This window comes from Nonomuraea sp. NPDC049655, assembly GCF_044465465.1.
Classification (GTDB): domain Bacteria; phylum Actinomycetota; class Actinomycetes; order Streptosporangiales; family Streptosporangiaceae; genus Nonomuraea.
Genome location: NZ_JBITLS010000001.1, coordinates 976,396 through 995,921 on the forward strand (window position 1 = coordinate 976,396; position 19,526 = coordinate 995,921).

Below are 19,526 nucleotides of genomic sequence, written 5' to 3' on the forward strand. Positions count from 1 at the left end.
CCATTGCGTCATGTCGGCGAGCCGCACCACGACGGCTCAGCTCTCTACGTCTCCAGCCGGGAACCGGCGCTCGGCTCGCGGGTGACCCTCTGGCTGCGCGCGCCGCGCGCCGCCGGGATCACCGGGGTGCACGTGCGCACCGTCTGCGACGGCGAGCCCCGCTACGCCGAGGCCCGCGTCGACGACTCCAGGACCGGCACGCCGGTCGCCGGCTACGGCGCGGACGACGTGTGGTGGCAGGCGGAGATCACCGCCGTCAACCCGGTCACCCCGTACCGTTTCCTGCTGCACACCCGCCGCGGCCAGCTGTGGCTGACCGCGGCCGGACCGGTCGCCCACGACGTGACCGACGCGAGCGACTTCCGCCTGGTCTGCCACCAGGCGCCGCCCTCGTGGATGTCGGACGCGATCGTCTACCAGATCTTCCCCGACCGCTTCGACCGCTCCGGCCCGATGCCGGACCTGCCCGACTGGGCGCTGCCGCGCGACTGGGACCGCGACCCGGTGATCCCCAGCGGCCCCGGCACCGCCCAGCAGTTCTACGGCGGCGACCTCGACGGCATCACCCGGCGCCTGGATCACATCCAAGGCCTCGGCGCCGACACCGTCTACCTGACGCCGATCTTCCCGGCCCGCTCCAACCACCGCTACGACGCCGCGAGCTTCGAGCACGTCGACCCGCTGCTCGGCGGCGACGAGGCCCTGCACCGGCTGTCCGGCGCGCTGCACGCCCGCGGCATGCGCCTGCTCGGCGACATCACCACCAACCACTGCGGCGACGCCCACGAATGGTTCACCGCCGCCGTCTCCGACGTCAACGCCCTCGAACGGGAGATGTTCTACTTCGACCCCGACACCGGCGACTACGAGTCGTGGTGGGGCGTCAAGTCGCTGCCCAAGCTCAACTGGGGCAGCGAGCTGGTGCGCTCCAGCATGCGCGCGGTGCTGAAGAAGTGGCTCGGCCCGCTGGACGGCTGGCGCGTGGACGTCGCCAACATGACCGCCAGGCTCGGCGCCGACGACCGCAACCACGAGGTCGCCGCCATGCTGCGCCGGCAGCTCGGCCCCGAGGCCGCCTTCATCGCCGAGCACAACCACGACGCCTCGCTCGACCTCGACCGCGACGGCTGGCACGGCACCATGAACTACGGCGGCTTCACCCGTCCGGTCTGGGCCTGGCTGCGCGGCCCCGACCTGGACCTGCCGCACTTCCTCGGCGTGCCGGGCGGCGTGCCCGAGCGCGACGGCGCCGACACCCTGGCCACGTTCAGGTCCTTCGCCTCGCACATGTCCTGGCGCTCGCTCACGCACTCCTGGCAGCTCCTGGACTCCCACGACTCGCCGCGCATCCGCACGGTGACCGGCTCGCGCGAACGCCACCTGCTGGCCCTCGGCCTGCAGGCCACGCTGCCCGGCACGCCCATGGTCTTCGCCGGCAGCGAGTTCGGCCTGACCGGGATCAACGGGGAGCACTCGCGCACCCCCATGCCCTGGAACCGGCCGCACGACCAGGACCTGGCGACCCTGTCGGCCTACCGCGAGCTGCTCGGGCTGCGCCGCGCCGAGCCCGCGCTGCGTCACGGAGGGTTGCGCTGGCTGCACTCCGACGCCGACTGCCTGGTCTTCGCGCGCGAGACGTTCGAGGAGTCGCTGCTGGTGGCCGTCCGCCGGGCGCCCGGCGCCGCGCTGCCCATCGGGACGCAGGCCCAGGGCGTCCACAATGCCCAGGACGGAGACGTGATCCCGGGGGACGGTCCTTCGGTGAGTGTGTGGCGCATCACACGCTGATCACGCTACGGTATGGCCTGGCCCCGTACCGTCTTCAACTGGATAGTGGTGTGCCCGCATGAGGTTGCTCTCCGTAGCCGTCGCAGCTTCGCTTCTTACCGCCGTACCGACCGCCGCGGAAGCCAGGGCGGCCACCACCTACTACGTCGACTCCAGGTCCGGCGACGACTCCGCCGCCGGCACCAGCCCCGACAAGCCGTGGAAGTCGCTGGAGAAGGTCGGCTCCGCCGAGCTCAAGCCGGGCGACATCGTCAGCTTCAAGCGGGGCGGCAGCTTCACCGGCCCGCTCAGGCTCACCGTGAGCGGCACCGCCGCCCGGCCCATCGTCATCCGCTCCCACGGCACCGGCGCCCTGCCCCGCATCAGCGGCGACGAGCGCGACTGCGTGGTCGTCAAGGGCGCCTACTGGCAGATCAGCGGCCTGCGCGCCACCGGCTGCCGGTTCGCCGGGTTCCAGCTCGGCGGCCACCACATCGAGCTGACCGGCGTCGCGGCCGACGGCAACGCCGCGGGCGTGTGGGTCACGCCGTCCGGCTCGCACAACACCGTCCGCGACAGCACGCTCACCGGCAACAACCGCATGAGCGTCGACGACGAGGGCGGCGACAACGACTCCGGCGCCTTCGGCGTGCTGCTCAACGGCGACGACAACCTGGTGACCGGCAACACCATCACCGGCAGTTACGCCAAGAGCCACGACTACGGCACCGACGGCGCCGCCGTCGAGATCTTCAACGGCGACCGCAACCGGGTCATCTACAACACCGCGCGCGACAACGAGACCTTCACCGAGCTCGGCGCCCAGAAGGGCAAGACCGCCACCGGCAACGTCTTCGCCTTCAACGTCGTCACCTCCGCCCGCAGCCGCGGCTCCTTCCTCATCACCCGCGGCCCCGGCCACGTCGTGGGCCCGGTCAAGGGCACGATCGCCGTGCACAACTCGGTCTACCTGCCGGCCAAGGACACCATCGGCTGGTCCTGCCACGACGGCTGCTCGCCCTCCATCCTCAGGCTGCGCAACAACGTGATCGCGGTCGGCGGCGAGGCGGGCTGGGCCGACGGCAAGGGCGTCGACGACGGCGGCAGCGTCTACTACGGCCGCAAGCTCACCTTCAAGCTGGGGCCGAAGTCGGTCAGGGCCGACCCGCTGTTCGTCTCCCGCACCGACCTGCGCCTGCGTCCGGGCTCCCCGGCGCTGGGCCGCGGCCTGCCGCTGTCGCCCGCCTGGTTCGGCGGCGCCGCCCTCGCCAAGGACGTGATGGGCCGGCCGCTGTCCGGGGCGCCGGACGCCGGGGCCTACCAGCGGTAGCGGTGTAGCCTACGGGGCATGGTCCCGGATCTTCGCCTGCCGCTGGTCAAGCAGCTCGCCGAGGCCGACGTGCCCCACCGCTTCTGGCACACCGCCGATCCCGGTGGGCGCGTCTGGCTGTTCGAGAGCGTCGAGGGCGACGGCGAACACTGGGCGATCAGGCAGATCGAGGTCGGCGCCGACCGCGTCGCCCACCGCTACTGGTGGGGCCGGCTCCAGGACGATCGCGGCTTCCTCACCGACCAGCCGCTGGAGATCTGGGAGCTGACCGAGATCACCGAGGCGGCGTTCGAGGCCGTCTGGGCCGCCGCCTGAGCCTCAGCCGGCGTTCTCCAGCACGAGCGCGTTGGCCAGGCCGCCCGCCTCGCACATGGTCTGCAGGGCGTAGCGGGCGCCGCGCGTGCGCATGGCGTGCACGAGCGTGGTCGTGATGCGGGCGCCGCTGGCGCCGAGCGGATGGCCGAGGGCGATGGCGCCGCCGTTGACGTTGACCTTCGCCGGGTCGGCTCCCGTCTCCTGCAACCAGGCCAGCACGACGCTGGCGAAGGCCTCGTTCACCTCGAACAGGTCGATGTCGGACAGCGCGAGCCCGGCGCGACGCAGCACCTTCTCCGTGGCCGGGATCACGCCGGTGAGCATGAGCAGCGGGTCGGAGCCGGTGACGGCGAAGCTGTGCAGCCGGGCCAGCGGGCGCAGGCCGAGCCGCGCGGCGGTCTCGGAGCTGGTGATCAGGACGGCCGCCGCGCCGTCGTTGATCGGGCTGGCGTTGCCCGCGGTGACCGACCAGCTGATCTGCGGGAAACGCTCGGCGTAGCCGGGGTCGGCGTAGGCGGGCCGCAGCCCGGCCAGGATCTCGGGCGTGGTGGCGGGCCGGATCGACTCGTCGCGGTCCAGGCCGGCGATCGGGGCGAGCTCGGCGCCGAAGTCCGCGGCGGCGGCCTTGGCGTGGGAGGCGGCGGCGAAGACGTCCATCTGCTCGCGGCTCAGCGACCACTTGGCGGCGATCAGCTCGGCGCTGACGCCCTGCGGGACCAGCCCGCCGGGGAAGCGCGCGGCCACCGAGGGCCCGAACGGGTCGGCGCCCGGCGGCACGTTCGACCACATGGGCACCCGGCTCATCGACTCCACGCCGCAGGCCACGACCAGGTCGTACGCGCCGGACATGACGCCCTGCGCGGCGAAGTGCACGGCCTGCTGGGACGAGCCGCACTGCCGGTCGACCGTGACCGCGGGCACCGAGTCGGGGAAGCCGGCGGCCAGCCAGGCGTAGCGGGTGGTGTTCATGGCCTGCTCGCCCACCTGGTCGACGCAGCCGCCGATCACGTCGTCGACCAGCGACGGGTCCACGCCGCTGCGCTCGATCAGGGCGCGCAGGGCGTGGGCGAGCAGGTCGACGGGGTGCGTCCCGTGCAGCCCGCCGCCGGGTTTGCCCTTGCCGATGGGGGTGCGTACGGCTTGCACGATGACGGCGTCGCGCATCGCGGCCTCCTGTCCGTTGGAAATTCCAACTCACTCTAACGTGAGCGGGTTGGACTTTCCAACGCAGGCGTCATCGGGCGGCCAGGCCATTGATGATCATGTGCAGGGCGACGTCGAAGCTGCGCTCGACCTCCTCGGGGTCGCCGCTCAGGTGCCCCCGCGTCTCGGCGAAGACGAACCCCGAGACGAACGCGTGCAGCACCTCGCTCGTCCGCCGCAGCTCCTCCTCGGGCACCCCGGAGGCGCGCAGGATGCGGTAGAGCGCCTGCCACAGCGGCAGCCGCCGGTCCTCGCTGAACTCGGGGTGGTTGTGCAGGTAGTTCCACATGGCCGGATGTTGCCGGGCGTGCCGGTGGTAGGCCAGGGCCAGGGCGCGGAGCTGGTCCTGCCACGGGGTGCCGTCGTCGGGCGGCAGCGGCAGCCGGACGCTGACCGTCTCGCAGATGCGGGCCAGCAGCGCCTCCTTGCTCGCGACGTGGTGGTAGACCGACATGGGGTTGACGTCGAGCTCGGCGGCCAGTTTCCGCATCGACAACCCCTCGACGCCGGCCTCGTCGATCAGGCGAAGCGCCGTGGAACAGATCTCGTCAAGACTCAGGGGAGCTCCCCTGCGCGCGCTCACTGCCATACAGCGTATGGTAGCGTCAGCCATACGGTGTATGGCTACCCGAAGGGAGCACTCATGAGGCGTATCCCCGCCCCGCAGGGCCTGCCGATCCTGGGCAACACGCTGCAGATCCCGGCCCACTCGCCGGTGGAGCACTTCGTCAAGGTCGCCGAGCGGTACGAGGAGGGCATCTTCCGGCTGGAGGTCGCCGGCCGCACGATCGTGCTCGTCTACGACCCCGACCTGGTCGCGGAGGTGTGCGACGAGAGCAGGTTCGTCAAGCGCATCAAGCCGCCGCTGTCGATCGTGCGCGACTTCGGCGGCGACGGCCTGTTCACCGCCGAGCCGCACGAGCCGGTGTGGGGGCAGGCGCACCGCATCCTGCTGCCCGCCTTCAGCCAGCGCTCGATGAAGGCGTACTACCCGCAGATGCTGGAGGTCGCCGAGCAGCTCGTCGCCTCGTGGGCCGGCCGCCAGGGGCAGGACCTGCCCGTGGCCGACGACATGACCCGGCTCACGCTGGACACGATCTCGCTGACCGGCTTCGGCTTCCGGTTCGACTCCTTCGCCTCTCCCGAGCTGCACCCGTTCCTGAAGGCCATGGGCGGCGCGCTGACCGAGGCCATGCTGCGCAACCAGCAGCTCCCGTTCGTCACCAAGCTGAAGCGCGGCCACGAGGACGCCTACCGCCGCGACATCGAGACCATGCGCGCCCTGGTGGACGACGTGATCAAGCAGCGCCGCACAGAGCTGCCCGGAGCGGGCGCCGGCGACGCCAAGGACCTGCTCGGCCTCATGCTGGCGGCCGCCGACCCGCAGACCGGCGGCCGCCTGTCCGACGAGAACATCCGCAACCAGGTGCTCACCTTCCTGATCGCCGGGCACGAGACCACCAGCGGCCTGCTCTCCTTCGCCCTGTACAACCTGCTGCGCGACCCGCACACCCTGGCCAGGGCCTACGACGAGGTCGACCGCCTGCTGCCCGGCGACGAGCCGCCCAGCTACGAGACGATCATGAAGCTCGACGTCATCCCCCGGATCCTGGAGGAGACGCTGCGGATCTGGTCGCCGATCCCCGCCTTCGCCGTCAGCGCCGTCGAGGCCACCACCATCGGCGGGTACGAGATCGAGGCCGACCAGAGCGTCGCCGTGCTGCTGCCGTCGCTGCACCGCCACCCCAAGGCGTGGGAGCGGCCGGCGGAGTTCGACATCGACCGCTGGCTGCCGGAGCACAAGAAGGCCCACCACCCGGCGGCGTACAAGCCGTTCGGCAACGGCGAGCGGGCCTGCATCGGCCGCCAGTTCGCGCTGACCGAGGCCCGGCTCGCCCTGGCCATGATCCTGCGCCGCTTCGCCGTCTCCGACCCCGACGCCTACCGGATGAAGATCAAGCAGACGCTGACCATCAAGCCCGACGGGTTCACCCTGCGGGTGCGCGAGCGCCGCGCCCACGAGCGCACCGCCCCCGCCGCCGGCGTCCAGGCCGCCGGTGAGGGGGAGCGGCACGACCTCGCGGTCACCGGAGTGCCGCTCACCGTCGCCTACGGCTCCAACCTGGGCACCGCCGCCGACATCGCCGAGCGGCTGGCCGAGCGGGCCGGCCGGTCCGGCTTCGCCACCACCCTGACCACCCTGGACGACCTGACGCCGCCTTCGCAGGGCCTGCTCGTCGTGGTCGCCTCCTCCTACAACGGCAAGGCCCCCGACAACGCCCAGCGCTTCGACGCCCTGGAGGAGCTGCCCGACCTGTCGGGCGTGCGCCTGGCGGTGCTCGGCTGCGGCAACTCCCAGTGGCCGACGTACCAGGACTTCCCGCGCCGGGCCGGCGAGAAGCTGACCGCCGCCGGGGCGGTGCCGCTCGTCGAGCGCGGCGAGGCCGACGCCGACGGCGACTTCGACGGCGACGTCTCGGCGTGGACGGCCCGGCTGTGGGCGGCGCTGGCCGACGAGTACAGCGCCCCGGCGGGCGCGGCCGGGCCGCGCTACGAGATGGAGGTGCTCGGCGAGAGCGAGGTCAGGCCGGCCGTCGTGTCCGAGCGGGCCGTGCCGATGACCGTCGTGTCCAACGAGGAGCTGACCGGCGACCCCGCCGGGCTGTGGGACTTCTCGGCCGAGGCGCCGAGGCCCGGCGTGCGCTCCATCGTGGCCCGCCTGCCCGAGGGCGTCACCTACACGGCGGGCGACCACGTCGCCGTCTTCGCCAAGAACGACCCCGAGCTGGTCGAGTGGGCCCTGCGCTGCCTGCGGGTGCCGCGCGAGCAGGTGGTGCGGCTGCGCGCCGCCGGCGCCACCCACCTGCCCGTGGACACGCCGGTGACGGCCGGCCTGCTGCTGACCGAGTTCGCCGAGCTGCAGGAGGTGGCCACCAGGGCCGACCTGGAGGCCCTGGCCGCGCACACCGGCTGCCCCTGGACGCGCGGCCAGCTCGCCGAGCTGACCGCGAACTACGCCGACGAGATCCTGGCCAAGCGGGTCTCGCCGCTGGCTCTGCTGGAGCGCTTCCCGGCCGTCGAGCTGCCGCTGCCGGTGTTCCTGGAGATGGCCGGGCCGATCCGGCCGCGCTACTACTCGGTGTCCTCCTCGCCGCTGGCCGGCCCCGACCTGGTGCGGCTCACCGTCGGGCTGGTCGAGGGGCCGGCCTGGTCCGGCAGCGGCACCTACCAGGGCATGTGCTCGGCGTACCTGGCCGGGCTGCGGCCCGGTGAGGTGTTCTACGGATACGTACGCGTGCCCGCGCCGCCGTTCCGGCTGCCCGCCGATCCGGCCACCCCGGTGATCCTGGTCGGCCCCGGCACGGGGTTCGCGCCGCTGCGCGGCTTCCTGGAGGAGCGGGCGCTGAGCGGGGCGGGCGGCCGGGCCGAGGTGTTCACCGGCTGCCGCCACCCCGACCACGACTGGCTGTACCGGGACGAGGTGACCGCCTGGGCCGCCCGCGCGGAGGTGAACGTGCACACCGCGTTCTCGGCCGTGGCCGGGCATCCGTACCGGTACGTCCAGGACGCCGTGGCCGATCACGCCGAGGAGCTGTGGGAGCTGCTGGAGCAGGGCGCGTACGTGTACGTCTGCGGCGACGGCCTGCGCATGGCCCCGGCGGTCCGCCAGGCGCTGCTGGACGTCCACCGGCGGCACGCCGGCGAGGGCGGAGAAGGCGGCGAGGACGGCGCGGCCTGGCTGGCCGCCCTGGAGGCGGACGGCCGCTACCAGCAGGACGTGTTCGCCTGACCCCCGGCTGACCTCACCCTGATCCCTTGCCTGATCCCCGCCTGATCCCCCGCCCGATCCCCACGTGCGGGGATCGGTCTGCCTGATCCTTGAACGATCCTTGGTCGTTTTTGGGAAAACACCTGCTCAAACCGCCACCCAGGTTCGACAATCCGGACTTAGCGCCGGATCCTGGGATATAAGCGCAGCATGCGCGACATATCCGTGGAACATACGCGAAACCTGTCCACGGCACTGTGAGAGCCTCTGGGAAAGGGGGCGGCCAATGCTGCTGCGACTGAGGGTGTCCCTGCCGGACCGGCCGGGCGGCCTTGGCCAGGTCGCGAAGGCGCTGGGGACGCTCGGCGCCGACATCCTGCAGGTCACCGTGCTGGAACGGGAGACCGGCCGGGCCGTGGACGACTTCATCGTGTCCTGGCCGGGCCCGATCAGCGCGACGGAGGTCTGCGAGCGGTTGTCCGCGACGCCGGGCGTACGCGTCGAGGGCGTCTGGCCCACCCGCGACGTGCCCGGCTCCGCCCCCGACTACGACCTGCTCATGCACGTGGCGACGGAACCGGCGCGCGGCCTGGCCACGCTGGTGGACGCCCTGCCCGCGCTGTGCGGCGCCGAGTGGTCGGTCGCGGTCGAGGACGGAGCCGTCCGGCACGCCTCGATGGCCGCGCCGGAGGTGCTGAACCTGCCCGACCCGCCGCCGCGCGCGATCACGCTGGACTCGGCGGACCTGCGGCTGATGTTGCTGCCCCTCGTCCCGCAGGGCATGCACGTCGTCGTCGCCCGCGCCGGCGGGCCCGTCTTCCACCGGGCCGAGCTGGAACGCGCGGTCCGCATCGTGGACGTCGTCGCCAAGCTGACCGCCCGAGCGCCCGCACGATTGACCGGCCAAACATCAGACGAATAACGTGAGCCTCGACCGTCCCTCCCGCGCAGAGGACCTGAGGCCATGGATTTCGAGCTGACCGACGAGCAGAAGGCCTTCCGCGAGACCCTGCGCGCCTTCGTGGAGAAGGAGATCCTGCCCGTGGCCACCGAGTGGGAGCACTCGGGCCGCTACCCCACCGAGATCGTCGAGAAGATGAAGCAGATGGGGCTGTTCGGGCTGACCGTCCCCGAGGAGTACGGCGGCCTCGGCGCGGACATGGTCTCCTTCGCGCTGGTCTTCGAGGAGATCGCGCGCGGCTGGATGGGCGTGGCCGGCACGATCGGCTCCCACTCGCTGGCCTGCTGGATGATCGCCAGACACGGCACCGACGAGCAGAAACGCCTCCACCTCGCCGACCTGGCCGCGGGCGTCCGGCGTACCGCCATCGCGCTCACCGAGCCCGGCGCCGGGACCGACCTGCAGGGCATCCAGACCCGCGCGGTCCGCGACGGCGACCACTACGTGGTGACCGGCACCAAGACGTGGATCACCAACGCCCGGCACGCCGACCCGCTGCCCGTCCTGGTCAAGACCTCGGTCACCGAGCCCGCCCACAAGGGCATGTCGGTGCTGCTCGTCGATCCGGCCTCGCCCGGCTTCGGCGTCAGCCGCGACCTGCCCAAGCTCGGCTACAAGGGCACCGAGACCTGCGAGGTCGTGCTCGACGAGGTCCGCGTGCCGGTCTCGGCGCTGCTCGGGGGCGTCGAGGGACGCGGCATGCAGCAGGTGCTGGGCGGGCTGGAGATCGGCCGGGTCAACATCGCCGCCCGCGCGGTCGGCGTCGCGCAGGCGGCCTACGACGCCGCCCTGGAGTACGCGCGCGAGCGCACCGCGTTCGGGCAGCCCATCGCCGACTTCCAGGCCGTCCAGCTCAAGCTCGCCGACCTGGCCACCGAGATCCAGGCCGCGCGGCTGCTCACGTACTGGGCCGCGGCCCGGGCCGACGGCGGCGAGCGGGTGGACATGGAGGCGGGCATGGCCAAGTACTTCGCCTCCGAGGTGGCGCTGAAGGCGTCGCTGGAGGCGATGCGCATCCACGGCGGCTACGGCTACTCCCAGGAGTTCGTGGTCGAACGGCTCTACCGGGACGCGCCGCTGATGGCGATCGGCGAGGGCACCAACGACGTGCAGCGGCTGGTGATCGCCCGCGCCCTCGTCTCCGGCAAGGGCCGGGTGGGCTGGTAGCTAGTCGTGCCGGGGCAGCCCCGAGACCTCGTGGTCGGCATGGGACAGCGCCTCGGCGATGAGCGCCCGCACGTGCCCGTCGCGGGCGCGGTAGAGCACCCGGCGGCCGTCCCTGCGGGTGTCCACCAGACCGGCCAGCCGGAGCTTGGCCAGGTGCTGCGACACCGACGGGCGCGCCGCGCCGACCGCCTCGGCCAGGGAGTTCACGTCCAGCTCACCGGCTGACAGTTCCCACATCAGCCGGAGCCGGGTGGCGTCGCTGAGCATGCGGAAGGCGTCCACGGCGGCGTTGACCTGGGCGGGAGTGGGTTGCTCCTGCGAGTGGTCCGCACCTGAGACGTTGTCGCGTGCGTACATGACTACATATCCTGGCCGGAGCGGACGAGACGCGCAAGCGAAGGGGTGCTCATGTCTGACTCCGATACCCATCCGCACGGTCACGGGCACGGTCACAGTCACGGTCACGGCCATGGGCATGGCCATGGGCATGGCCACGGTCCGGGGGAGCGGCGGGGGCTCAGGGCGCTGGCCGCCAAGGCCGCGCACGTGTTAACGCCGCACAGCCACGACAGCGCCGCCAGAACCGACAGCGCCCTGGAGTCCAGCAGCCGGGGCATGCGCGTGCTGGCCGTGTCCTTCGCGGTCCTCATGCTCACCGCCGTGGTCCAGGCCGTGATCGTCGTGGCGTCGGGGTCGGTCGCGCTGCTCGGCGACACCCTGCACAACCTGGCCGACGCGCTGACCGCCGTCCCGCTGGCCATCGCGTTCTCGCTCGGCCGCCGGGCCGCCACCCGCCGCTTCACCTACGGCTACGGCAGGGCCGAGGACCTCGCGGGCATCGTCATCGTCGTGCTCATCGCCGCCTCGGCCGCGCTCGCCGGGTACGAGGCCGTCCGGCGGCTCGTCGAGCCCCAGGACGTCCGGGCGCTCGGCTGGGTCGCCGCCGCCGCGCTGGCCGGGTTCGTCGGCAACGAGTGGGTGGCGCGCTACCGCATCACCGTGGGCCGCCAGATCGGCTCGGCCGCGCTCGTGGCCGACGGCCTGCACGCCAGGACCGACGGCTTCACCTCCCTGGCCGTGCTCCTCGGCGCGGGCGGCGCGGCGCTCGGCTTCCCGATCGCCGACCCGGTCGTGGGCCTGCTGATCACGGTCGCCATCTGCTTCGTGCTGCGCGACGCCGCCCGCGAGATCTACCACCGTCTCATGGACGCCGTCGACCCCGCCCTGGTGGACGAGGCCGAACGCATCCTGGCCGGCGTCCCCGGCGTCGAGCGCGTCGGCTCGGTGCGCCTGCGCTGGCTCGGCCACGCCCTGCACGCCGAGGTCGAGATCCTGGTCGACCACGCCATGTCGGTCGTGGACGCGCACGCCGTGGCGGTCGAGGCCGAGCACCGCCTGATCCACGACCTGCCGCGCCTGCGCGCCGCCACCGTCCACACCGACCCCTGCGGCCCCGACGGAGCCGACCACCACGCGTCCCTGGCGACCCACCGCATCACCTAGCCCGCTGCGGGTAAGTTGGGGCGGGTGCCGACCGCCGCGACCCCCCACCCGACCACGCCAGGCGCGCCGTCCAGGCTCGCCTGGCTCGACGCCCTGCGCGGCATCGGCGCGCTCGCGGTGGTCGCCGAGCACCTGCTGCCGTGGTTCCTGCCCGCGCTGCGCCCCTACTGGTTCAGTCTCGGCGTCTACGGCATCCTGGTGTTCTTCCTGGTCAGCGGGTACATCATCCCGACCTCGCTGGAACGCCACGGCGACGTGCGGGCCTTTTGGGCCAGCCGCGCCTTCCGCCTCTACCCCCTCTACCTGGCCGTGATCGCGCTGGTGCTGGCCGCGTCCTGGTGGGTGCCGGTGCGCGAGGGCGTGCCGCGCGACGGGAGCGCGGTGGCGGCCCACGCGACCATGCTGCTCGACGTCGTGAGCGTGGGCGGCGTGGCCGACACGATGTGGACGCTGTCGTACGAGATGGTGTTCTACCTGCTGGTCACGGCGCTGTTCCTGATCGGGGCGCACGAGCGCAGCGGGCTGGTGTCCGTCCTGTTCGCCGGGGCGTCCGTGGCGGTGGGGCTGGTGGTGTCGGGGGCGGTGCTGCGGGGCGGATGGCCGGCGTACGTGTCGTGCGCGGTGTTCGCCGCCGGGCTCGCCTGCGTGGTCGGCGGCTGGTTCCGCCGGACCGCGGCGTGCCTGCTCGGGCTGATGGCGCTGGCGTTGCTGCTGCTGAGCAGCCGGGTGCCGTGGCTGGGCGCGGCCGTGGTCGCGGTCATGTTCGCCGGCACGGCGATCCACCGCTGGGAGCGCGGGCGCGGCGGCCTGTGGCCGGTCGCGGTGACGGCGGCGCTGGTCGTCGTGGCTCCGGTGTGGGCGATCGAGAGCGGCTGGTGGTGGGTCGAGGCCGACGTGTGGCTGACCACGATCGCGCTGGCGGCGGCCACCTTCGCGGGCGCGATGGCGCTGCGCGGGCGCCGGCTGCCCGCGGTGCTCACCTGGCTCGGGCTGATCAGCTACTCGCTCTACCTGGTGCACCATCCGCTGCTGAAGTACTTCGTGGAGGTCACCGGTGACCTGCGGCGGGCGCCGCTGCCGTACCAGCTCGCGATGGCCGGGCTGGCCCTGGCGCTGATCCTGGCCGTCAGCGCGCTCTCCTACCGTTACGTCGAACGCCCCATGCAGGCGCTGGGCCGGCGGGTCACCCGGCGGTCCGCCGCCGCGGGCGCCGCGCCGCGCGCGGTCCCCGTCACGGGAGCCTCGGCCGTGGGCGGCCAGGGCGACGGCTCGGGGCACACCGCGTAGGCCGGCACGATCCTCTCGCCGGGCTCGTGCCGCCGGCTCGTGGAGTGCAAGATGGGGTGCGGGTCATCGGCGCGGACCCCGCCGGGCCGTCGTGCGGCCTCCTCGGGGCGCTCGCCGGGCCCGGGGCTGGTCAGGGCGCGTGCCGGGGCCCCGCGGTCGCCGGCGGGTGGGAAGGGGCCGAGGTCATGCCGGGTTCGCTGGTGCTCATGGGGTCAGGGGAGACGAGCCCGACCATGGTCGAGGTCCACCGCGCGGTGGCCCACGGGCTGCGCGCTGGGGCCCGTGCCGTGCTGCTCGACACGCCCTACGCCTTCCAGGAGAACGCCGCCGACATCTCCGCCCGTGCCCGCCGCTACTTCGCCCGCAGCGTCGGGCTGGAGGTCGAAGTGGCCACCGCGATCACGGGCGCCGACTGGGTGTTCTCCGGGCCGGGCAGCCCCACGTACGCGCTCGACCGGTGGGCCGCCTCCGGCGTGGGCGGCGACCTGCGTGCCCGGGTGCGCTCCCGGCAGGGGGTGACCGTGCTGGCCTCGGCCGCCGCCTGCACCGCGGGCCTGGCCACCGTGCCCGTCTACGAGATCTACAAGGTGGGCGCCGAGCCTCACTGGCGCGAGGGGATCGGCCTGCTGGAGCAGCTGGGCCTGCGGGCCGTGCTGATCCCCCACTTCGACAACGCCGAGGGCGGCACCCACGACACCCGCTACTGCTATCTGGGCGAGCGGCGGCTGTCGCGGATGGAGCGGGAGCTGCCACCGGAGACCGCCGTCCTGGGGCTCGACGAGCACACGGCGCTGATCATCGACCTGGAGTCGGAGGCGGTGGAGGTGGCCGGGCGCGGCGGCCTGACCGTACGGCGTCCGGGGGCGGTGACCGTCCTGCCGGCCGGGACGCGGACGAACCTGGCCGCCGTCCGCGGCCTGGCGGCGGGCGCCATGTCCGGCGCGGTCCCGCCGTTACCGCCCGCCGCCCGCGCCGCCGGGGGGCCCGCCGTCACGCTGGAGGAGACGATCCGCTCCTGCGAGCAGTCGTTCGAGGACGCGGTCGGCAAGCCGGACCTGGCGGCGGCGGCGCGGCTCGTGCTCGACCTGGAGGCGGAGATCGTCACGTGGGCGGCCGACACCGAGGAGGACGCCGGCGGGGTCGGCCAGGCCCGGGAGCTGATGCGGCTGCTGATCGCCCGGCTGGGCGAGGCCGCCGCGACCGCCGGTCTGCGCCCCCTGGTCGAACCCCTGCTCGACCTGCGCGCGCGGCTGCGGGGGGAGGGGCGGTACGAGATCGCGGACGCGCTGCGCGAGGCGATGGCGCGCGGCGGCGTGACCGTGGAGGACACCCCGGCCGGTCCGCGCTGGAGCCCGGCGACGGTCTAGAAGGTCCTGGCGACGCGGCGGGCGTGCTCGTCGGCCTGCTTGCGCTCGGCGTCGTAGGAGCCGGTGAGCGTGGGGTGGTGGCGGATCTCCTGGACGTCGGCGATGCCCGTCCAGCGCAGCCAGTCGCCGAAGAACGTGGACTGGAAGTCGGCGCCGAACTCCGGGCCGAGCCGCGGCCCCCACACCGCGCTGGTGTAGACGACGGCCGCCCGCTTGCCGGTCAGCAGCGCGCGGTACCCCGTCTCCGGGTGCACGTCGAAGATCATCGCGGGCTGGCTGACCACGTCGATGAACTGCTTGAGCTTGTACGGCACGCCCGCGTTCCACATCGGCACGCTGAACAGGTAGCGGTCGTAGGCGTCGAAGCGCTCGAACGTCCTGACCGCCGCGGCCCAGGCCTCGGCCTCCTCGCCCGCGGGGGTGCCGCCGCCGAACACCGTCATCTTGGCGCGGGCGGCGGCGGGGCCGAACTCGGGCAGCGTGCCGTCCCAGAGGTCGAAGCGGTCCACGGTGTGGGCGGGGTGGGTGGCGAGGTACTCCTGGACGAACGTCTCGGCGATGGCGGCGGAGATCGATTCCGTGCCGCGGGGTGAGACGGAGATGTGCAGCAACCTGGACATGGCGGACACCTTTCTGGACTGCGGTCCGTTTAGTGTCGCCAACGATACGGACCGAGGTCCGCTTGGTCAAGGTGATGCTGTGCCGGGGCATGGCGAAAGCCGGGCCCGCGCGGCACGGTGGGTGCGGCGCGAGTCCGGCGGGGCGTCAGGTCGGTGCGCTCGACGGTGGTGACGGGGGTGTCGATACCGCTGTTCTTTCGAGGCGCGCCAGAGGTCAGCGGCGCGGCGGGTCGATGCGGGCGCCGTCCAGGGTGAAGATCATGAGGCGGGACAGGTCCACCGCGACCTTCGCCGCGTCCCCCGCCCGCCACATCGGCCGGTTGCCCAGCCGGACGATCAGGTCAGAGCGGCGGTGGAAGCCGCTGCCCACGTTCTGGCCGACCTGCTCCTGCTCCTCGTGCTCCGGCGCGCGCTGCGAGAAGAGCCGCCGCACCATGCCGGTCAGCCCGCCCGCGCCGTTGCGCTCGCCGTTGAGGCGGGCGCGCGGGTCCGGCGGCTCGGGCACCGGCATCGCCGGCATGCCGCACTCCAGGTACGCCAGCCACTCGTGCCCGTGGTATTCCAGCGCCCGCACCCGCCCGTAGAAGGACGGCCCTTCATACGACTCCGGAACCGGCGCCAGCCCGTCGGGACGCATGCCGACCAGCACCTGCCCGCCCGTGTGCTGAGAGATCGCGTACGCCCTGGGATCGCTCCAGGGCATCGTGAGCCGGTGCGGGCCGAAGTCGAGCATGACGTACTGGTTCTGCGGCGTTCTGACACCGGCCGCCAACAGGTTCAACTGCTGGGAGTTGAGGAAGGCGGCCACGAACGCCGTCGCTGGATCGTTGTAAATCTGGGCCGGAGTGCCGACGTCCTGCAGGACCCCGCGATTCAGGATCGCGATCCGGTCGGCCAGGGTGAGCGCCTCGACCTGGTCGTGCGTGACGTAGATCGTGGTGACCCCGAGCGACCTGACCAGCGCGGAGATCTCCATCCGCAGTTCGGTGCGCATGCCGGCGTCGAGGTTCGACAGCGGCTCGTCCATGAGGAACAGCTTCGGCTGCCGGACGATCGCCCGGCCCATCGCCACGCGCTGCCGCTGGCCGCCCGACAGGGTGCCGGGGCGGCGGTCGAGCGTCTCGTCGATGTGCAGCGCCTTCGACAGCTCGGTGACGCGGTCGCGCACCATCGCCGGGTCCGACTTGGCGATCTCCAGGGGGAAGGCGATGTTCCCGCGCACGGTCCGGTGCGGGTAGAGGGCGCCGTTCTGGAACACCATGGCCACGTCGCGGTCGCGCGGCGGCAGGTGGTTGGCGAGCTGGCCGTCCAGCCAGAGATCGCCTTCCGTGATCTCCTCCAGGCCGGCGATCATCCGCAACAGCGTGGACTTGCCGCAACCGGAAGGACCGAGGAGGACGAGGAACTCGCCATCCTCGGCCTGCAGGCTCAGCCGGTCGACTGCCAGGTAGTCGCCCGGATACACCTTGGTCACTTTGTCGAGAACGACCGAGCTCATGGGCCCACACCTTGCGCGCGTGTCACCTGTGACGAGGCTGATTGAAGAGGTAGTACATCGCGCCTTAACGCTGGATGTCCACCCTTGACATAAAGAATCTCACTCGCCGGGGTTTCGGCCAGGGGTTTTAGGCGGCCGTATACCCATAAATCCCGAAACGAGGTGCATGGAAGGGCTTGCGTAAACTTGCGGCAAGGGCTTTCATGGTGCGGAAACCCGGGGGGAGATCCATGAACATGTGGTGGCGTGACGCCGTGATCTACCAGGTCTACGTGCGCAGTTTCGCCGACGGCAACGGCGACGGCGTCGGCGACCTGATAGGCGTGCGCGATCGCCTGCCGTACCTGGTCGAGCTGGGGGTGGACGCCGTCTGGCTGACGCCCTTCTACACCTCGCCGATGGCCGACTTCGGCTACGACGTGGCCGACTACCGGGACGTCGACCCGCTGTTCGGCTCCCTGGCCGACGCCAAGGCGCTCATCGACGAGGCTCACGGCCACGGCCTGCGCGTCATCGTGGACGTCGTGCCGAACCACACCTCGTCGGCGCACGCCTGGTTCCAGGCCGCGCTGCGCGGCGAGCGGCGCGATCGGTACATCTTCCGCGACCAGCCCAACGACTGGGAGTCGATCTTCGGCGGCCCGGCCTGGACGCAGGTCGAGGACGGCCAGTGGTACCTGCACCTGTTCGACCCCGCCCAGCCCGACCTCAACTGGGACGACGACGAGGTGCGCGGCGAGTTCGAGTCGATCCTGCGCTTCTGGCTCGACCTGGGCGTGGACGGCTTCCGCGTGGACGTGGCGCACGGCATGGTCAAACCGGCCGGCCTGCCCGACATCGGCCACCCCAACCAGACCAGGATGATCGGCCGCGAGCCGGTGCCGTACTTCGACAACGACGGCGTGCACGAGATCCACCGGGCCTGGCGGCGGGTGCTCGACTCCTACCCCGGCGAGCGCATCGGCGTCGCCGAGGCGTGGGCGCCCACCGCCGAACGCCTGGCCATGTACGTCCGGCCCGACGAGCTCCACCAGGCCTTCAACTTCCACTACCTGTTCACCCCGTGGGACGCCGCCGAGCTGCGCGCGGTGATCGACTCCTCGCTCGCCACGGCCGGCTCCGTGGGCGCCCCCACCACCTGGGTGTTGTCGAACCACGACGTCAAGCGGCACGTCACCCGCTACGGCAGCCTGGCCAGAGCCCGCGCCGCGGCGTTGCTGACCCTCGCGCTGCCCGGCTCGGCCTACGTCTACCAGGGCGAGGAGCTGGGCCTTCCCGAGGTGCTCGACCTGCCGGACGAGGTGTGCCAGGACCCGCAGCGGCTGCGCGACCCCGACAGCGGGCGGGACGGCTGCCGCGTGCCGCTGCCGTGGACCCGCGAGCTCGGCTGGCGCGACCCGTGGCTGCCGATCCCGGCCGACTGGGCGGACCTCAGCGTCCAGGCCCAGGACGGCGTCACGGGCTCCACCCTGGAGCTCTACCGCGCCGCGCTGCGCCTGCGCCGCTCCCTGGACGGCGACCTGGTCTGGCACGACTCGCCCGAGGGCACACTGGTCTTCTCCCGCGGCGACGTGCTGTGCACCGTCAACCTGACCGGCGCGCCCGTCGACTTCGGCGTCGAGGGAGAGCTGCTGCTCGCCTCCGATGTCCCCGGAGCAGCCGATTCGGCCGCCTGGTGGAAAGTAAAGTGTGTTCCATGAACGGTCACGCTCGCCTAGCCGACATCGCCGCCCAGGCCGGGGTGAGTGAGGCCACGGTCAGCCGGGTGCTCAACGGCAAGCCCGGCGTCTCGGCAGGCACCCGGCAGGCGGTGATGACGGCCCTCGACCTCATGGGTTACGAGCGGCCGCCCCGGCTCAGGCAGCGCAGCAACGGGCTCATCGGGCTCGTCACGCCCGAGCTGGACAACCCGATCTTCCCGGCGTTCGCGCAGGCCATCGAGAAGGCGCTGACCCAGCACGGCTACACGCCCGTGCTGTGCACCCAGCTGCCCGGCGGCGCCCCCGAGGACGAGTTCACCGAGCTGCTGGTCGACCGCGGTGTCAGCGGCATCGTCTTCGTCTCCGGCCTGCACGCCGACACCACCGCCCGGATGGACCGCTACACCCGCCTGATCGACCGCGGCCTGCCGATCGTGCTGGTCGACGGCTACAGCGAGCACATCGACGCGCCCTTCATCTCGCCCGACGACCGCCTCGCGGCGCGGCTGGCCGTCCAGCACCTGGTCGACCTCGGCCACGAACGCGTCGGGCTCGCGCTCGGGCCGCGCCGGTTCGTCCCGGTGATCAGGAAGATCGAGGGCTACAAGCAGGCGATGGCCCACCTGCTCGGCGCCACCGACGTCGACGACCTGATCTCCCACTCGCTGTTCTCGGTCGAGGGCGGGCAGGCCGCCGCCGCGCAGCTGCTGGCCCGCGGCTGCACCGGGATCGTGTGCGCGAGCGACCTGATGGCGCTCGGGGCGATCCGCGCCTGCCGGCAGAAGGGCCTGGCGGTGCCGGGCGACGTGTCGGTGGTCGGGTTCGACGACTCGCCGCTGATCGCGTTCACCGACCCGCCGCTCACCACCGTGCGCAAGCCGATCGGGGCGATGGCCTCGGCCGCAGTGCAGACGCTGCTGGAGGAGGTCAGCGGCGCGCCGGCCAAGCACGTCGAGCTGATCTTCCAGCCGGAGCTGGTCGTGCGCGGCTCCACCGGTTCCGGTCCGCTGGTCAACCGCTGATCCCGGACGCTCTCTGT

16 protein-coding genes are annotated in these 19,526 nt (G+C 72.4%); 11 read left to right on the plus strand and 5 right to left on the minus strand.

The window, feature by feature from the left end:
- The first annotated feature begins 3 nt into the window (after positions 1 to 3).
- Genes ACIBQ6_RS04510 through ACIBQ6_RS04520 form a run of 3 tightly spaced genes read left to right on the plus strand, consistent with a single transcriptional unit; the run spans position 4 to position 3,412 of the window.
- Positions 4 to 1,788, plus strand: a complete 1,785-nt coding sequence (locus ACIBQ6_RS04510; RefSeq protein ID WP_397210222.1) for a glycoside hydrolase family 13 protein — start codon at positions 4 to 6, stop codon at positions 1,786 to 1,788.
- Positions 1,789 to 1,846: 58 nt separating this feature from the next.
- Positions 1,847 to 3,097: a right-handed parallel beta-helix repeat-containing protein gene (locus ACIBQ6_RS04515; protein WP_358292978.1), complete on the plus strand. Its 1,251-nt coding sequence runs from the start codon at positions 1,847 to 1,849 to the stop codon at positions 3,095 to 3,097.
- Positions 3,098 to 3,115: 18 nt separating this feature from the next.
- On the plus strand, positions 3,116 to 3,412 hold the full coding sequence (locus ACIBQ6_RS04520; protein WP_397210224.1) for a hypothetical protein: 297 nt from the start codon (positions 3,116 to 3,118) through the stop codon (positions 3,410 to 3,412).
- Between the two features lie 3 nt (positions 3,413 to 3,415).
- On the opposite strand, the gene ACIBQ6_RS04525 is transcribed toward ACIBQ6_RS04520, so the two are convergent.
- Positions 3,416 to 4,576 (minus strand): thiolase family protein, encoded by a 1,161-nt coding sequence (locus ACIBQ6_RS04525; protein ID WP_358292972.1) that lies wholly within the window; start codon positions 4,574 to 4,576, stop codon positions 3,416 to 3,418.
- Positions 4,577 to 4,646: 70 nt separating this feature from the next.
- Positions 4,647 to 5,204, minus strand: a complete 558-nt coding sequence (locus ACIBQ6_RS04530; protein WP_358292969.1) for a WHG domain-containing protein — start codon at positions 5,202 to 5,204, stop codon at positions 4,647 to 4,649.
- Between the two features lie 54 nt (positions 5,205 to 5,258).
- Here ACIBQ6_RS04530 and ACIBQ6_RS04535 point away from each other — a divergent pair, with 54 nt between their 5' ends.
- The 3 genes from ACIBQ6_RS04535 to ACIBQ6_RS04545 all read left to right on the plus strand — a co-directional run bounded on the left by ACIBQ6_RS04535 (position 5,259) and on the right by ACIBQ6_RS04545 (position 10,512).
- The gene (locus tag ACIBQ6_RS04535) at positions 5,259 to 8,405 is read left to right on the plus strand and encodes a bifunctional cytochrome P450/NADPH--P450 reductase (RefSeq protein ID WP_397210226.1); all 3,147 of its coding nucleotides are present in this window, start codon (positions 5,259 to 5,261) and stop codon (positions 8,403 to 8,405) included.
- 265 nt (positions 8,406 to 8,670) lie between these two features.
- A complete protein-coding gene (locus ACIBQ6_RS04540; RefSeq protein WP_397164333.1) occupies positions 8,671 to 9,306 on the plus strand; it encodes an amino acid-binding protein in 636 nt (211 codons plus the stop codon).
- 42 nt (positions 9,307 to 9,348) lie between these two features.
- Positions 9,349 to 10,512: an acyl-CoA dehydrogenase family protein gene (locus ACIBQ6_RS04545; protein ID WP_397210228.1), complete on the plus strand. Its 1,164-nt coding sequence runs from the start codon at positions 9,349 to 9,351 to the stop codon at positions 10,510 to 10,512.
- Here the strand turns inward: ACIBQ6_RS04545 and ACIBQ6_RS04550 are convergent, their stop codons facing one another.
- Positions 10,513 to 10,869 carry a metalloregulator ArsR/SmtB family transcription factor gene (locus tag ACIBQ6_RS04550; RefSeq protein ID WP_357969218.1) on the minus strand — a complete coding sequence of 119 codons (357 nt, stop codon included), beginning with the start codon at positions 10,867 to 10,869 and terminating at the stop codon, positions 10,513 to 10,515.
- A gap of 51 nt (positions 10,870 to 10,920) precedes the next feature.
- Here ACIBQ6_RS04550 and ACIBQ6_RS04555 point away from each other — a divergent pair, with 51 nt between their 5' ends.
- The 3 genes from ACIBQ6_RS04555 (at position 10,921) to ACIBQ6_RS04565 (ending at position 14,669) form a co-directional block, all read left to right on the plus strand.
- The gene (locus ACIBQ6_RS04555) at positions 10,921 to 12,015 is read left to right on the plus strand and encodes a cation diffusion facilitator family transporter (RefSeq protein WP_397210229.1); all 1,095 of its coding nucleotides are present in this window, start codon (positions 10,921 to 10,923) and stop codon (positions 12,013 to 12,015) included.
- 24 nt (positions 12,016 to 12,039) lie between these two features.
- Complete coding sequence (locus tag ACIBQ6_RS04560; protein WP_397210231.1) at positions 12,040 to 13,302, plus strand: acyltransferase family protein; 1,263 nt, start codon at positions 12,040 to 12,042, stop codon at positions 13,300 to 13,302.
- Positions 13,303 to 13,487: 185 nt separating this feature from the next.
- Positions 13,488 to 14,669: a hypothetical protein gene (locus ACIBQ6_RS04565; RefSeq protein WP_397210233.1), complete on the plus strand. Its 1,182-nt coding sequence runs from the start codon at positions 13,488 to 13,490 to the stop codon at positions 14,667 to 14,669.
- Here ACIBQ6_RS04565 and ACIBQ6_RS04570 read toward each other — a convergent pair.
- Both ACIBQ6_RS04570 and ACIBQ6_RS04575 read right to left on the minus strand, forming a co-directional pair.
- Complete coding sequence (locus ACIBQ6_RS04570; RefSeq protein ID WP_397210235.1) at positions 14,666 to 15,289, minus strand: FMN-dependent NADH-azoreductase; 624 nt, start codon at positions 15,287 to 15,289, stop codon at positions 14,666 to 14,668. The genes ACIBQ6_RS04565 and ACIBQ6_RS04570 overlap by 4 nt on opposite strands.
- A 214-nt stretch (positions 15,290 to 15,503) precedes the next feature.
- Positions 15,504 to 16,787: an ABC transporter ATP-binding protein gene (locus tag ACIBQ6_RS04575; RefSeq protein ID WP_397210236.1), complete on the minus strand. Its 1,284-nt coding sequence runs from the start codon at positions 16,785 to 16,787 to the stop codon at positions 15,504 to 15,506.
- 230 nt (positions 16,788 to 17,017) lie between these two features.
- Between ACIBQ6_RS04575 and ACIBQ6_RS04580 the strand changes: the two genes are divergently transcribed.
- Positions 17,018 to 18,487, plus strand: a complete 1,470-nt coding sequence (locus ACIBQ6_RS04580; protein WP_358292941.1) for a glycoside hydrolase family 13 protein — start codon at positions 17,018 to 17,020, stop codon at positions 18,485 to 18,487.
- Positions 18,484 to 19,509: a LacI family DNA-binding transcriptional regulator gene (locus ACIBQ6_RS04585; RefSeq protein WP_352328468.1), complete on the plus strand. Its 1,026-nt coding sequence runs from the start codon at positions 18,484 to 18,486 to the stop codon at positions 19,507 to 19,509. The genes ACIBQ6_RS04580 and ACIBQ6_RS04585 overlap by 4 nt, the downstream gene beginning before the upstream one ends.
- The last annotated feature ends 17 nt before the right edge of the window (positions 19,510 to 19,526 follow it).

What these genes read in the sequence shown, in the direction of transcription:
- ACIBQ6_RS04515 (WP_358292978.1), top strand. Translation starts at nt 1,847, where the DNA reads ATGAGGTTGCTCTCCGTAGCCGTCGCAGCTTCGCTTCTTACCGCCGTA.
- ACIBQ6_RS04520 (WP_397210224.1), top strand. Translation starts at nt 3,116, where the DNA reads ATGGTCCCGGATCTTCGCCTGCCGCTGGTCAAGCAGCTCGCCGAGGCC.
- ACIBQ6_RS04525 (WP_358292972.1), bottom strand. Translation starts at nt 4,576, where the DNA reads ATGCGCGACGCCGTCATCGTGCAAGCCGTACGCACCCCCATCGGCAAG.
- ACIBQ6_RS04530 (WP_358292969.1), bottom strand. Translation starts at nt 5,204, where the DNA reads ATGGCAGTGAGCGCGCGCAGGGGAGCTCCCCTGAGTCTTGACGAGATC.
- ACIBQ6_RS04535 (WP_397210226.1), top strand. Translation starts at nt 5,259, where the DNA reads ATGAGGCGTATCCCCGCCCCGCAGGGCCTGCCGATCCTGGGCAACACG.
- ACIBQ6_RS04540 (WP_397164333.1), top strand. Translation starts at nt 8,671, where the DNA reads ATGCTGCTGCGACTGAGGGTGTCCCTGCCGGACCGGCCGGGCGGCCTT.
- ACIBQ6_RS04545 (WP_397210228.1), top strand. Translation starts at nt 9,349, where the DNA reads ATGGATTTCGAGCTGACCGACGAGCAGAAGGCCTTCCGCGAGACCCTG.
- ACIBQ6_RS04550 (WP_357969218.1), bottom strand. Translation starts at nt 10,869, where the DNA reads ATGTACGCACGCGACAACGTCTCAGGTGCGGACCACTCGCAGGAGCAA.
- ACIBQ6_RS04555 (WP_397210229.1), top strand. Translation starts at nt 10,921, where the DNA reads ATGTCTGACTCCGATACCCATCCGCACGGTCACGGGCACGGTCACAGT.
- ACIBQ6_RS04565 (WP_397210233.1), top strand. Translation starts at nt 13,488, where the DNA reads ATGCCGGGTTCGCTGGTGCTCATGGGGTCAGGGGAGACGAGCCCGACC.
- ACIBQ6_RS04570 (WP_397210235.1), bottom strand. Translation starts at nt 15,289, where the DNA reads ATGTCCAGGTTGCTGCACATCTCCGTCTCACCCCGCGGCACGGAATCG.
- ACIBQ6_RS04575 (WP_397210236.1), bottom strand. Translation starts at nt 16,787, where the DNA reads ATGAGCTCGGTCGTTCTCGACAAAGTGACCAAGGTGTATCCGGGCGAC.
- ACIBQ6_RS04580 (WP_358292941.1), top strand. Translation starts at nt 17,018, where the DNA reads ATGAACATGTGGTGGCGTGACGCCGTGATCTACCAGGTCTACGTGCGC.
- ACIBQ6_RS04585 (WP_352328468.1), top strand. Translation starts at nt 18,484, where the DNA reads ATGAACGGTCACGCTCGCCTAGCCGACATCGCCGCCCAGGCCGGGGTG.